10 protein-coding genes are annotated in these 14,500 nt (G+C 64.3%); all 10 read right to left on the reverse strand.

All coding sequences use genetic code 11. The features are described from left to right. Positions 1 to 276: 276 nt before the first annotated feature. Positions 277 to 2,907, reverse strand: a complete 2,631-nt coding sequence (locus HXS66_RS07470) for a YbeU/YbeR family protein (protein WP_176503196.1) — start codon at positions 2,905 to 2,907, stop codon at positions 277 to 279. 308 nt (positions 2,908 to 3,215) lie between these two features. Then, positions 3,216 to 6,293 carry an efflux RND transporter permease subunit gene (locus HXS66_RS07475; protein ID WP_136938850.1) on the reverse strand — a complete coding sequence of 1,026 codons (3,078 nt, stop codon included), beginning with the start codon at positions 6,291 to 6,293 and terminating at the stop codon, positions 3,216 to 3,218. Positions 6,294 to 6,296: 3 nt separating this feature from the next. Then, a complete protein-coding gene (locus HXS66_RS07480; protein WP_176503197.1) occupies positions 6,297 to 7,505 on the reverse strand; it encodes an efflux RND transporter periplasmic adaptor subunit in 1,209 nt (402 codons plus the stop codon). Between the two features lie 80 nt (positions 7,506 to 7,585). Continuing rightward, positions 7,586 to 8,224, reverse strand: a complete 639-nt coding sequence (locus tag HXS66_RS07485) for a TetR/AcrR family transcriptional regulator (protein ID WP_176503198.1) — start codon at positions 8,222 to 8,224, stop codon at positions 7,586 to 7,588. A gap of 281 nt (positions 8,225 to 8,505) precedes the next feature. Next, the gene (locus tag HXS66_RS07490; protein ID WP_176503199.1) at positions 8,506 to 8,985 is read right to left on the reverse strand and encodes a YcgN family cysteine cluster protein; all 480 of its coding nucleotides are present in this window, start codon (positions 8,983 to 8,985) and stop codon (positions 8,506 to 8,508) included. Positions 8,986 to 9,052: 67 nt separating this feature from the next. Continuing rightward, the gene (locus tag HXS66_RS07495; protein WP_077375431.1) at positions 9,053 to 9,349 is read right to left on the reverse strand and encodes a YcgL domain-containing protein; all 297 of its coding nucleotides are present in this window, start codon (positions 9,347 to 9,349) and stop codon (positions 9,053 to 9,055) included. A 124-nt stretch (positions 9,350 to 9,473) separates the two neighbouring features. After that, positions 9,474 to 10,661 carry a ribonuclease D gene (gene rnd / locus HXS66_RS07500; RefSeq protein WP_084207963.1) on the reverse strand — a complete coding sequence of 396 codons (1,188 nt, stop codon included), beginning with the start codon at positions 10,659 to 10,661 and terminating at the stop codon, positions 9,474 to 9,476. Between the two features lie 207 nt (positions 10,662 to 10,868). Further along, positions 10,869 to 11,495, reverse strand: a complete 627-nt coding sequence (gene recR / locus HXS66_RS07505) for a recombination mediator RecR (RefSeq protein WP_077375437.1) — start codon at positions 11,493 to 11,495, stop codon at positions 10,869 to 10,871. Then, positions 11,495 to 11,827, reverse strand: a complete 333-nt coding sequence (locus HXS66_RS07510; protein ID WP_077375440.1) for a YbaB/EbfC family nucleoid-associated protein — start codon at positions 11,825 to 11,827, stop codon at positions 11,495 to 11,497. The genes recR and HXS66_RS07510 overlap by 1 nt, the downstream gene beginning before the upstream one ends. Positions 11,828 to 11,983: 156 nt before the next feature. After that, positions 11,984 to 14,200: a DNA polymerase III subunit gamma/tau gene (gene dnaX, locus HXS66_RS07515; RefSeq protein WP_176503200.1), complete on the reverse strand. Its 2,217-nt coding sequence runs from the start codon at positions 14,198 to 14,200 to the stop codon at positions 11,984 to 11,986. Positions 14,201 to 14,500 lie beyond the last annotated feature (300 nt).

Below are 14,500 nucleotides of genomic sequence, written 5' to 3' on the forward strand. Positions count from 1 at the left end.
ACGCATCCAACATTCCTCGTCGTGGGCCCGGTGCCATGAGACAAAACGTGATCAGCACTTGCGGACGGCGATAACAGGTGATGCATGACAAGACAGAAAGCCGGCAGGAATCCCGTCATCACGAGATGCCTGCATGCCTGAAACGTGAATCAACAGGATCAACGGCATGCCCTGAGACCTGTGACGCAATTGAATGCCGTTCGCAGCAGGGTAGTGCATATTGCCGCAATCCGTATGCCATCGCCTCACAAGATAGACTAAAGCATCAGAAAATACTCAATGCAGCAGACGAGCATCGCCGCTCAGGGTATCCAGATGCAGCGCCGGCCAATGCCCCGGACGCGCGCCCGGGAAATCCAGACTGGCCCAGGGACCGGCCAATGGCGGCGCCGCCGTCAGCCACTGGATCAATACATCACGGAAGCCGCGCAGGAAGCTGTCACGCTGATCGGTATCGCCCATGAAGAAGGCATAGCCGGCGAACAGCCCGCGCGCATATTCCTTCCAGCTGCCGTAGTGTGCTCGCGCCATCGCATGGGCGCTGTCCAGATAGGCCGTGAAGGTGGCCGCATCCAGCCATCCCAGCTGACGGCCGGCAATCGCCAGATCCACCAGCTGCGCGATGTCCCAGGCTGCCATGTCCAGCTCATTGCAGCGGGCCTCGTTGTCACGCACACGGCGCAGGCGATCGAGGTGCACCTGCTCATCCTCGCCGCGTTCACCGCTCTCGAGCACATCGATCTCGTTGTCCAGACGCGCACGATTGAGGGTATAGGGGCCGTAATTGATCTGATATTCGTCCCGATCCCCGGCATCACGCAGGAAATCGAGGAAGCCGATCAGCATCTCGGCGTTGGCCAGACCATAATGACCTTCCAGCCAGCCGGTCAGTTCCTCGACTCCCCGGCCATGCTCGACCATCGGCTCGCCCCAGCAGGGCGAATTGAGCGGGCCACTGAGTGCCAGCGCCGTGAAACGATCCAGACTGGGGCGCTCGCCGGGCTCCTGCCAGTCACTGGCGCGCCAGTCGAGCCAGTGGAACAGGCTGCCGGGGTCCTCGAGATGCCAGCGGATCTCGTTGACCAGCGGGTGGTCCTCAAGTTCCGGGACCGCGGATTCCCATACCGTCCAGGCTTCCAGCAGCCGGACGGCGTCCGGATAGAAGCGGCACAGTGCGCTGCGCAGGCGCTCGGCACATTGCGCCAGCTCACCGGCATCGAAATCGCGGCTGTCCTGCACCATCAGCAGATAGAACGCGTACTTCTCCGCCATCACGATGCTGGCAGGATGACGATGACAGACTGCCAGCCGCTGTCGCCGTTCCAGCTCGGCGGTATCGGCGCGTCCGAAGGGCGTCTGAGGATCAGGCAGCCCACCCCGTGCGGCATCGGCCGCCAGCTGATTGAGGTGATGGGCCTGCGCCGGCAGCCAGAAACGCGCCATGCCGGCCACGCCATCGCGGGTATCCAGGGCCAGCGTCTCGTTGAGGTACTGACGCGCCTCTTCACGCCGCGCGTCCGCCACATCCGCAGGCAGCCCCTGACGATAGAGCAGGTCCGGCTCTCGAATGCTGGCAATGGCCAGCACCCAGTGGCGGCTGTCGCTGCGCCATTGACGCATGGCGGTGCGGGAGCGATCCCGGATGGCCTCCGGCAGCAACGCGTGCAGCTCGCAGCGCAGCGGCGTCACCGGTGAGGCCATCAATGGCCGCCAGTCACTGTCGGTGGAGCCGGTGAGATCCGCCCCCTCGAACAGGCTGCGTCCGCGTTGATAGGCGCGCGCCACGCCCTGCCAATCCGCGTAGCGACGCACCAGCAGGTCGATACCATGCGCGGCGAAGTCCTCGCCCTCCTCACGACTCAACCAGCCGGCACACAGACCGGCAAAGGCCAGATCCACCAGCCGCAGCCAGTCCCAGGCGGCAAATTCCAGTGGCTCACCACGATCCAGATACTGGAGCAGCAGCTCCCCGTAGGCCACGGGCGACGGGCCCTGTTCGAGACCCGCAGCGGCCGCCAGCTCCGCACTGGCCGCCGCATGTGCCGGGGTGCCGGCGAGCCCCTGAGCCTTGCGCTCGGCCTCCTCGGAGGCGGCGTCAGACTCCAGCTCGTCGAGCCACTTGTCACGCTCATCCTGACTGGCCGACAGCATGCGCGCGCTGTCGATGTCCCAGCCGTAGCGATGCCCTTGCGAGGCCAGCCACAACAGCAGACGGATCAATTCGTCACGAGTGCGGATCGCCCAGGTATCACGCAGCCAGCGTTGCACGTCGGGCCAGTGACCCTGCGCATCGAAACCGCTGTCACTCGCCTCGCAGAGGCCGTCATCCGTCGACGTCAGTGTCGTCCCGCCGACCCAGGGCGCAAAGATGGCGCGCGCCATCCACACCCGGTCACGCTCACCCTGCGGCCACAGCTCGGTGGCGGGTACCGGCTGACGGCCTTCCAGCGCCTCCAGCAGACGCGGCCAGGTGACGCCCGCCTCTTCCTGCTCCAGCCGGGACAGCGCGAGACTGGCCTCGAAGAAGCCGTCATCGCCGCGTGTCCAGCCAGCATCGCTGCGCGAATGCGCCAGCGCCTTGAGCCAGTCATCCAGCGAGGTGAAACGTGATGCGATGGCCATGAGCAGTCGCACCAGCCAGGCACGCGTGCGCGCCTCGGACAGCCAGCCAGCCGTCCGCGCCAACGCCAGCAGCTCCAGCGCTTCCAGCTGACGCAGCGAGTCGGGCATGTCACTGGGGAACGCTTCCAGCAAGCGCCAGCCCAGCTCGCCGGCATCCGGCACTTCCAGCGCCTTGAGGCGCGCACGCGCCTCCTCGGATGTCCACACCGCTTCGGGTGTCGCACTGAAACGCCAACCGCACAACACCAGCTGCTGCCCCCACCAGGCACTCAGGGGTTCGACCAAGGCACACCTCACGACTCGACAGGTTTTGATGACGACGGGCCAGCAGCGGACCCTAAACACACCACTGGCGGCGCATAGTGTAACGGAAAGGCGCTGTTGGCGATGCCCCCATGCGGGATCGACTGCAACGCGATGACGCGTGAGAACACCGCTGACTCGCCAACGGCAGTGCGCCCGACGACAGGCGCTGTCATCGGGCGCACGGCATGCCTCAGTGCTTGCCATCAGTGCTTGGCATCAGTGCTTGCCATCAGTGCTTGGCATCACGGCATGGCACCCTCCCGGGAGGATGGCCATGGGGGGCGAGACTACGCCGCCTCGTGCTTGCCTGCCGGAATACGGAACAGTGCACAGTAGGCCACCGGCAGCACGACCAGCGTCAGCAGCGTCGCGACGCCCAGACCGAAGACGATCGCCACCGCCATGCTCGAGAAGAAGGCATCCGAGAACAGCGGAATCATGCCCAGCATGGTCGTGATCGCCGCCATCGAAACCGGCCGCACGCGGCTGACCGCCGCCAGCATCACCGCCTGGAAGCGGTCCTCCTGTTCGGTCAGCTGCACGTTGATCTCCTCCACCAGCACGATGGCGTTCTTGAGCACCATGCCGACCAGGCTCAGGGTGCCCAGCAGTGCCATGAAGGTGAACGGCGCCCCGAACACGATCAACCCGCTGACGATACCGATCAGCGTCAGCGGCACGATGGACCAGATGGCCAGCGCCTGGCGCAGGTTGGAGAACAGCAGCACCGTGATCACGAACATCCCCAACAGCCCCATCGGCAGCGAGGAGAACAGCGCCTTCTGCGCATCGGTGGACGTCTCGTATTCACCGCCCCACTCCAGATGATATCCCTCCGGCAGCTCGATGGCCTCGACCTTGGGTCGGATGCGACTCAATACACTGGCGGCCGTCTCGCCGGACAGTGGCATCGGCTCCGCGTAGACCGCCAGCATGCGCTCGCGATTGCGCCGCTTGATCAGGGGGTCGCGCAGTTCGGCCTTGAGCGGGCCCATCACCGCTCCCGCCGGCACGTAGGTTTCCTGTTCGTCGCTCCAGACGTTGAGACTGGCCAGGGTGTCGAGATCAAAGCGCTGGCGCTCCTCACCGCGCAACAGGATCGGGATCAGTTCGGAGCCCTCGCGATAGACGCCGACGCTCTCGCCATCACTGTTGATCAGCAATGCCTCATGCAATGCATCTCGCGTCACGCCGACACGCCGCGCCTGATCATCCAGGAACTCGGGTTCGATGCGATTGACGCGATTGCGCCACGACAGGCGAATGCTGTCTGCCAGCGGCTCCTGCTCGAAGACGTCACGCACTTCGGCGGCCAGCTGGCGCAGTACCGCCGGGTCCTCGCCGTAGAGGCGCGCCTCGAGACTGGCCTTGGCGGACGGGCCGACCTGCAAGGCCTGCACCTTGTATTCCACCTGCGGATACTCGGCGCGCAACAGGCGTATCACCTCCTCCATGCGCGCTTCGCGGCTGTCGCGGTCCTCGGTCTCGACGATCAGCTGACCGAAGCTCGCGTAGCTGTCTTCCGGCGAGTAGGTCAGGGTGAAGCGCTGGGCACCACCCCCGGTCACGCTGGTGACATGGTTGACGCGCTCCATCTTCAGCACCTGCTGCTCCAGACGCGAGACATGCCGTTCGGTCTCCAGCACATCGGTGCCTTCCGGCATCCAGACATCAACGAAGAACAGCGGTGTCGAGGCATCCGGGAAGAAGGCATTCTTGATCTGGCCAAAGCTCATCACGGCCACGACCAGCAGTGCCAGCGCCCCGCCCAGGGTCAGCCAGCGCAGACGGATCGCCCAGCCCAGCAGGGTACGGAAGCCACGGAAGACCACGCCCCGGTAAGGGTCTTCATGCTCGGTGCCGTCCTTGTCGTTGCCCGATGTCTCACGCGCTTCGCGGAAGAACATGTCGAAGAAGAACGGGGTCAGCGTCAGGGCGGTGATCCAGCTCAACAGCAACGAGTAACACAGCACCCAGAACAGCGAGCCGACGAATTCCCCGGTCGCATCCGGCGACAGACCGATGGGCGCGAAGGCGGTGATCGCGATCACCGTGGCCCCCAGCAGCGGCAGGCGATTCTGGTTGACCACCTCGAAGGCAGCCTGACGCTTGGTCTTGCCACGCTTGAGGCCGATCAGCATGCCTTCCGTGACCACGATGGCGTTGTCCACCAGCATGCCCAGCGCGATGATCAGCGCGCCCAGCGAGATCTTCTGCAGCTCGATGCCATGGATCGACATCATCACGAAGGTGCCGAGGATGGTGATCAGCAGCACCAGCCCCATCAGCACCCCGCTCTTGACGCCCATGAACAGCAGCAGCACCAGGATCACGATACCGACGGCCTCGGCCAGATTGAGCAGGAAGCCGGAGACCGCCTCATCCACCACCTGCGGCTGGTGATAGACGGTGGTCAGCTCCATGCCCAACGGCATGCGCGATTCAAGCTCCCCCAGACGCTGGTCGACTCGCTCGCCGACCTCCACCACATTGACGCCGGAGGCAAACGAGATCCCCAGCGACAGAGCGGTCTCGCCATCGGTGTGATAGAGACGTGATGGCGATTCGGTGTACTCGCGGCTGACGGAGGCGATATCCCCGAGGCGGATCAGGCCGCCATTGCCGGGGCGACCGACCACGAGGCGCTCCAGATCCTGCACGCTCTGGAACTCCCCGCCCGGCTGCAATTCCAGCGACAGGCCGTTCTGACGGATACGACCGGCATTGCCGACCACGTTCTGGGCATTGAGCAGATTGGAGAGCTGGTCCGGCGAGATGTTCAGCGCCTGCATGCGATCACGGTCCAGCGCCACGATCACCTGCTCGCTGCGCGCGCCGACGATGGAGACCTTCTTCACGCCCTCCACCAGCGTCAGTTCGCGTTGCAGGAAATCGGCCTGATCCTCGAGATCATGCGCCGAGTAGCCCTCGCCACTCAGGTTGTAGAGCAGACCGAACACGTCACCGAAGTCATCATTGACCACCGAGGAGGAGCTGCCGGGTGGCAGGCTCGACTGGGCATCATTGATCTTGCGCCGCAACAGATCCCAGTACTGCTGCATCTCGCCTGCGCGCACGCTGCTCTCGAGTTCCAGCGTGATCTGCGAAAGGCCTGAACTGTTGACCGAACTGACACGCTTGAGATTGGGAATCTGCTGGATGGCCTTCTCCAGCGGCAGCGTGACCTCCTCCTCCACCTGCTTGGGGGTGGCGCCCGGATATTGGGTGATCACCACCGCATTGCGGATGGTGAACTCGGGAAACTCCAGCTGGCCAAGATTGAAGAATGACACCACGCCGCCCACCGACAGCAACAGCGTGACCATCCAGCTGATGACCTTGTGTCTCAGGAAGTAATCGACCATGGATCAGAGCCCCGCTTCCTTGACCCAGGGGCGCACAGGCTCCCCGGCTTGCATGCGGCTGGCACCCGCGGTCACCAGACGATCACCGGCATTCAACTCCCCCGTGATCACCAGCCCCTCGCCCGTGGCCTGAAGCACCTCGACGGGCACGGCTTCCACCATCCCCTGCCCTGCCTTGTCCTTGTCCTCGACGTCCGGAGACGTCTCGGCGGCAGCAGAGCCGTCTTCCACATAACGCCACACTACGGCCTGCTGCGGGTCGGCATCGCGCATCACCACCGCTTCCACCGGCACACGCCATTGCCCCCCGGTGGCCCCCGTCAGCTGCTGCATGTCCAGCTCGACCGTCGCGCTCATGCCGGACAGCACGGTGATGTCCTGAGGCTCCGGCAGGGTCAGGGTGACCTGATAGCTCAGCGAGCCCTCACTGGCGCTGGTGTCATGCTCCTTGTAGCGCGCCGGATAGCGCTGTTCACCGCGCCCGAAGCGTACCCAGGCCAGCGCTGCATCCTCCTGACGCCCGGCCATGGCACGCTCACGGTCGATGGCGCGCACCTGGCGTTCCGGCAGATTGAAGGTCACATCGATCTGACCGGGCTGCTGGAGCACCGCGATGGTTTCCTGCGCCGTGACCACCTGATAGTTGTCCACCGGCACTCGGGCGATCACCCCGTCATAGGGGGCTTTCAACTCGGTATAGCTGAGCTGGTCCTGCGCCTGGGAGTACTGGGCCTGTGCCGACTGGAATTCCGCCTGCGCCTCATCGAAGCGTGCACGGCTGATGGCGCCCTTCTCCACCGAGTACTTCATGCGCTTGTAGGTCGCCTGGGCGAGATTGAAGCTGGAACGGGCGTTGTTGAGCTGACTGCGGGCATCACGATCATCCAGCTGCGCGATCAGCTCACCCTGCGTGACCTCCTGGCCGGCCTGCACGTTGAGCTCACGCAGCTCACCGCCGATCCGGAACGAGAGATTGGAACGCTCGGAGGCCTCGACCACGCCGGGATAGCGCTGTATGACACCGCCCCCCTCATCCGACAATGACAGCAACTTGACCGGATGCACCTTCTGCTTCTTCAGCGGCGCCTCGGCCTCGCTGCAGGCCGAAAGCCCGAGGGCCAGCAGCAGACCGGCAAACAACTGCAGGGCAAGGCCTCCGCGCCAGGCGGCGGGAGTACGCAGGTGTGGCTTGGCACCAGGTCGAAGTTTCATCAGCAGGCCCTTGAGTCATTGGAATGGAAAAGCACAAAACGAAGATCTGTCATCTGTCCGGCAATGCGTACGGCCGTGGCTCACGGTGCTGGATGACGAAGCGCTATCGCGTCCCAGGCCATCTCGAAGGCCTGGTCGAAGCATGCATCACTGATGGCCGGCACCTGACAGCCCGAGCCCTGCAGCAGGCTGTAGATCGAACGAAACATGAACACCTCGATGAGAGCGATGTCGATCTGTTTCAGAATGCCAGTCCGCTGGCCCTGCGCGAAGGCTTCCAGCAAGGGCGCGGCCCGCTCCTGGTTGGCCACCTTCAAGGCGTCCCGCATATGCGAGGAGTGAAGAAACTGATCATGAAAGCGGAACAAGGCGGGCTGGCGGCGCCCCAGCATCACCAGGGCGTGCCACACCCGACACAGCGCTGACTTGAGCTGCCAGGCCGCGGGGGACATCTCGGGCGATGTGCCCCGTGATACCTGCGCGTCCGGCTCGGCCTCGAAGGCATCAAGCGCCACCTCGATGATGCGGCGGCTGACCTCGCTGAAGGTGGCCTCCAGCAAGTCGTCCTTGTCGCGATAGTAAAGATAGAGCGTTCCGGGGGACATGCCGGCAGCACGCGCGATGCGTGCCACGGAGGTCACGGCAAAACCATGCTCGGCCACCTCATGCAGAGTGGCTTCCAGCAGCGCCTGCTGCTTGTGTTCATCACGATGGCGCATGGCCTGTCTGCCTCTGGATCTGCTCAGGATGAGAATCCACACAAAATAAATGAACGTTCATTTATTTACAACCAGCCATTGCGCCAGCCGGCCCCCGCCTTGCCATGCAGACGGCGGCTCTGACGCAGACACCACCAGGCCCCACCTGCCTCAGACCAGGCAAGGAAAAACGGACAAGGAAAAACAGGCAAAGAAAAACAGGCAAAGAAAAAGCGCAGCTCAAGGAGCTGCGCTTGCACGATCAAGACGGGCAGACAGGGAGACGCGAAAACGTCAGCGCCTCAGCTCTCCGGGTCGATGATCGCAATGATATGGTCTTCCAGATCCTGCTGGCGCACCGAGGCCTCGGAGACGGCGAAGCGTGACACCGCGACACCGGCACGCTTGACGCTTCTGGCATCCCCGGTCAGCAGCGGATGCCATTCTGGCAGCTCACAGCCTTCATTCAGGCGGCGATAACCACAGGTTTCCGGCAGCCAGCGCAGCTTGCCTACCGTCTCGACATCCAGCGGGATGCAGCCCGGCACGCGTGTGGCGCGATTGGGGTAATCACGGCAGCTGACCTTGCGCACATCCAGCAGGCGACAGGCGACATCCAGTACCGCGATGTCGCCACTGTCTTCATCCTCGAATTTCAGCAGGCAGCATTGGCCACAGCCATCACACAGTGCCTCCCACTCGGCCGTGTTCAGCTCCGAAAGCGCATGCCGCTCCCAGAAACGCTCACGTTTTCCGCCGTCAGGTTGCGGAACATCACTCATCTTGCTCTCCTCGCCCTGCCGGGCAGCAGGGTCGGTCCAGTCGGTCTCGTCTGACGACGGGCAGTCGTCAGTAGTGCGTTTCCGGCGGCGTCACGCCAATCTCCTTGAGGAGATTTTCCTTGACCGGCGGCATCTGCAGGTAGAAGCCCTGCTCCCGGATCTTCTCCAGCACCGTGGTACTGGCCACACGCGCCAGCGGCTTGTCGGCACGGATCAACAGCGTCATCAACGGCGCAGGCCTGCCGAAGATCTCCAGCAGGGACTCCGGCACATCCTTGAGACCTCGCGTCTTCTCGACGTACAGATACATCTCGTCCTTGCGGGCGCTCTTGTAGATCTCGCAGATCATCTTGTCATCAGTCATCGGGACCACCCATCACGTCATCTTGCAGCGCATGCGCGCATCAGCGTGCGCACGGGACACGAGCGCACGACGTCTCACATTGGTTACCTGATCGCCCCCGGCCATGCCGGAGGCAATCCTTGACTCATTCCGGCTGGAACGCCTTGGCGAGGCGCTCGGCCAGCAGCGCGCCGCGCCAGCCACCCGGCAACGGCAGCGGCTCACCTTCGTAGTCGGCGATCACCAGCGCTTCCATGTCGCGACGCTTGCCGAGAATCTCCGGCTTGAGGTCCTGGGCCTCGGCGACCGCGTTGACCTCACGCTTGAGGCGCTTCATGCGCGCCTTCCATTCCGGCGCCAACGGCGACGGCGGCACGCGCGGCAACTGGCTGTCATCGATCATCGCCACGTCCTTGAGAATTTCCAGCACGCTGTCGCCGATGCGCTTGATCTGCGGCGGGTGGAGCCCCTCGACCTTGGCCAGTTCGAAACGATTGACCGGCAGACGCTCGCAGATGGCGAACAGCTGGGCATCCGCCAGCAGGCGCGAGCGCGGCACGTCACGCAGACGAATCTGGGCCTCACGCCACTCGCACAGGGACTGCCAGGCGGCCAGCCCACGCGGCGTGAGCTTCCACAGGCTGCGATGGCGCTTCCAGTACTCCGGGTCCGGCGTGGCACCCCCGCTGCTGCCCGGGGCACTGCAGTCCTCTTCCAGCCAGGCCATGCGACCCAGCTGATTCAGGGCCTCACGCTGCTGTGCCCAGACCTGCGGCAGGAACAGCACGTCCAGAGCGGCATAGTCACACTGCGCCTGACTCAGCGGACGCTTGAGCCAGTTGGAGCGCGTCTCTTCCTTGGGCACCGTGATGCCGGCCACACGTTCGACCAGACGCTGATAGCCCATGGAGGCCTCGCCACCCGTGAGCCCTTCGGCGATCTGGGTATCGATCAGCGGTGCCGGCGCCACGCCCGCCCAGCGCAGGAAGACTTCCATGTCCTCGCCGCAGGCATGCAGCAGCTTGAGCGGCCCCTCAGGACCCAGCAGACGCTTGAGCGCGTCACTGGCCGGCACCACCGTGGGGTCGATCAGGAAGATGCGCGGCGTCTTGCCATCCGCACCGGGCAGCTCACCATCGCGGGCCGCCATCAGCTGCACCAGTGCCGGAATCGGGAAGAAGGTGGACTCACGGATGAACTCGGTGTCCAGCGCCAACCAGTCGGCGCCCTCAAGTTCGGCACAGGCAGCGGCCAGCGCTTCGGGGGTCTCGACCCAGATGGCGTCGAAGTCTAGCTCTGACAGCAGTGCGGTGGCGGCGGATTGATCACTCATCTGCAAGAATATCTCATGGTGACTGGCTTGCCCGGGCAAGCGATAAATGAAGGGTGACGGGCACTCGCCAGACACCGGGCGGAAACGACGGCGGGCGTGGTGGTTCCTGACCACCACGCCCGCAGACGTGCTGCTGTTGTTGCCTTTCGGACGCTCTGCGTCAAGGACATGCCGCTGGCGAAACGCGACCGGGCGAACCCGACACGTTCAGATCTCGCCGAGGGTAAAGGGCAATCGGCCGCTGAAGGCACGACTCAGCGTACCACCATCGACATATTCCAGCTCGCCACCCATCGGCACGCCATAGGCCAGCCGTGTCAGCTTGAGGGGCTGCCCGCCATGCGCCACATCGCGAAGCTGCTCGGCGATGTAGTGCGCGGTGGCTTCACCCTCGACCGTCGGGTTGGTGGCCAGCACCAGCTCTTCGATCTGACTCTCGCGCACGCGGGTTTCCAGCGCATCCAGGCCGATGTCCTCAGGCCCGATGCCGTCCAGCGGTGACAGGTGGCCATGCAGCACGAAGTAACGTCCCACGTAGCCACCCGCCCCTTCGATGGCAAGCTGGTCCGCGGGGGACTCCACCACGCACAGCACTCGCTCATCACGCCGAGGACTCAGGCACAGCTGACAGATCTCTTCTTCCGTCAGCGTCCGGCAGCGCGCGCAATAGCCGACACGCTCCAGCGCCTCGCCGAGTACACCGACCAGCCGGTCGGCCCCCATGCGATCACGCTCCAGCAGATGCAGCGCCATGCGCTGTGCGGTACGCGGACCGACGCCCGGCAGCACGCGCAGGGCATCCAGCAGCTGATCGACCAGCGGCGAGAATCCCATCAGAACGGCATCTTGAAGCCGGCCGGAAGGTTGAGACCCGCAGTCGCCTCTTCCATCTGCTTCTTGGAATTGACCTCGACCTTGCGCACCGCGTCGTTGACGGCAGCGGCCAGCAGGTCTTCCAGCAGTTCCTTGTCCTCTTCCATCAGGCTCGGGTCAACCTCGACGCGCGAGACGTCATGGCGCCCGTTCATGGTGATCTTGACCATGCCGGCACCGGCTTCGCCCTGGACTTCGGCCTTGGCCGCTTCTTCCTGGACCTTCTGCATGCGCTCCTGCATTTCCTGCGCCTGCTTCATGATGTTGCCCATACCGCCTTTTCCACCAAACATGGCTCACCTCATCAATGACGTGTTGTACATGAACTAACGATAAATGCTGTCTGCCAGCCGCGCCATCTGGCACGGCTGGCGTGGAGGCACATGCCCGCAAGCACGTCCCCCCGGAATCCGGGAGCGTCACCGGTCGCGGTGACCGATGACGCTCGATCAGAAATTGTCCGGCTCGAAGGAGTTGACGCTTTCCTCGATCAAGCGCGCGCCCAATTGCTGCTCCAATGACTGGATATGCGGGTCAGCACGCAAGGCTTCAACCGCCCGCAGCTGACGCTCGCCCAGCAGTCGAATGCGTCGGCTGTGAGGTGTCTCGAGACCCTCCGGCAGCGGGCCGACATTGATCTCGAGTTCCCGCACCACGCCCTGCCCTGCCAGCGCCTTGTGAATGCGCTCCCGGTGGACATCCGCCATCATCGCGGACTGGGCAGGGTCCAGCCTCAGCTTGAGGTGCGTGCCATCATCGTGCTCGACCAGACAGTGCGCACCGATGTTGCGTGTGATGCCGCCAAGCCCCAGCGCCGGGAATAGCTCCAGCCACTCCGCGTGATTCAAGCGGCCATCACCACTCGGCGCATCGGATGGCGCAGGCGCTGATGCCTGAACCGGCGCGGGAGCCGCTGCCGGCATCGGTTCCGCTGCCTCGACAGGCTTGGGCATGACCGGCTCAGACACGACCGGCGCAGCAGGCTCTGGTTGTGCTGGCGCTGACAATTCAGCAGACGTCAGCGCTGCTGTTTCAGCAGGCTCCGGTACTGATGCTTCAGCGGGTTCCGGTTCCGGCTCCGGTTTCGGCTCCGGTTCCGGTTGCGCCGAACCAAAGGCGGCGCTCAGGCGTGACATCGCCGAGCTGGGCGCAGCGGCTGCCAGTGCGGGCGCAGCCACCGGCTCCGACGGCTGCGGCGCTTGCGCCCCCGTGGCAGACATCGCCGGAGCTGACTCGGCAGCCGGCGCTGACCCTGTCGCGGCCGATGTCTGGGGCTCATCTTGTGTCAGGTCGCGAAAGCCGGCATCCCGGGCGTCATGAGGAACGTCCTCCGTCGCCCAGGGGGGCGGCTCATCGGCCATCGGCGGCTGTACTTCAGTCACCGGTGCGGCAGACTGCGCCGCGGCGGGAGCCACAGAGGCAGCCGGGGCCTGCTGCACCGGTGCTTCTTGAACAGGAGCCTGCTGAACCGGAGCTTGTTGAACAGGAGCCTGCGGCGCGGACACCTGTGGTGCCGGGGCTTGAGCGGCGCCCTCCGGCTGGCCGGTCATCGGCAGCGGCGTCTGCGCCGGACGCGGCACGCCCTGCGGGCGGAAGGCCAGCATGCGCAGCAACGTCATCTCCAGCGCGGTGCGGGCATCCGGCGCACTGGCCATGTCGGCGCGCCCCTGCAGGGCGATCTGGTAATAGAGCTGCACGTCTTCGCCAGTGAAGCGGCTGGCCAGCGCCAGCAGTGCATCACGGTCACCATGGCCGTTGTCCAGCGCGCTCGGCACCATCTGGGCGATCGCCAGGCGATGGAAGACGGAGGCCATGTCATCCAGCACACCGCCGTAATCCGGGCCCTGCTCGGCCAGCGTCGCGACCTCCGCCAGCAGACTCGCGGCGTTCAAATCCGCCAGACATTCCAGCAGCGCCAGCACATGACGGTGATCCAGGGTGCCCAGCATGGCGGCGACATCTTCGCGCCGCACCTGACCATGCCCAAAGGCGATCGCCTGGTCCGTCAGACTCATGGCGTCACGCATCGAGCCATCGGCAGCCTTGCCGAGCAACCACAGCGCGTCTTCCTCGAAGCTGACTTCCTCACGCCCGAGAATGTCGGTGAGGTGCTCGACCACGCGGACCGGCGGCATGTTCTTGAGCGTGAACTGCAGACAGCGCGACAGGATGGTGACCGGCAGCTTCTGCGGGTCGGTGGTCGCGAGCAGGAATTTCACGTGGGGCGGCGGCTCTTCCAGCGTCTTGAGCAGCGCATTGAAACTGTGGGTCGACAGCATGTGCACCTCATCGATGAGGTACACCTTGTAGCGTCCCTGGGTCGGGGCGTACTGGACGTTGTCCAAAAGCTCACGCGTGTCCTCGACCTTGGTCCGCGAGGCGGCGTCGACTTCGATCAGGTCGACGAAGCGCCCCTCGTCGATCTCGCGACAGGTGCCACACACGCCGCAGGGTCTGGAGCTGACACCCTCCTCGCAGTTCAGACACTTGGCGAGAATGCGCGCCAGCGTCGTCTTGCCGACACCGCGAGTCCCGGTGAACAGATAGGCATGGTGCAGGCGCCCCTGATCGAGGGCATTGACCAGCGCACGGCTGACATGCTCCTGACCGATCAGTTCGTGAAAATTGCGCGGGCGCCACTTGCGCGCCAATACCTGATAGCTCATTGAGCGAGGCATTCCTTGGGTGATCTGAAACATGAGCGGAAAGCCTGCACGACCCGGATAAGCGTCACCACCGACAGTCGACAGACGGAGACCGATGACGCGGCCTCGCTGAGAATGCGCTCATTCTAGCGACTTGCCGAGTGGCTTCAAAGCACGTAACCACTTGTGCAACGGGATTGCTGTCTCCAGGCCCGCATGACGGGCCCGACGGCGGAACATGACAGTCGAACATGATGATCAAGCATGAGGATCGCACACGGGTGTTGGTCATAGATGCCGAACGCGGGTGTTGAACATAAG

Source organism: Cobetia sp. 5-11-6-3 (assembly GCF_013374055.1).
Lineage (GTDB): Bacteria > Pseudomonadota > Gammaproteobacteria > Pseudomonadales > Halomonadaceae > Cobetia > Cobetia marina.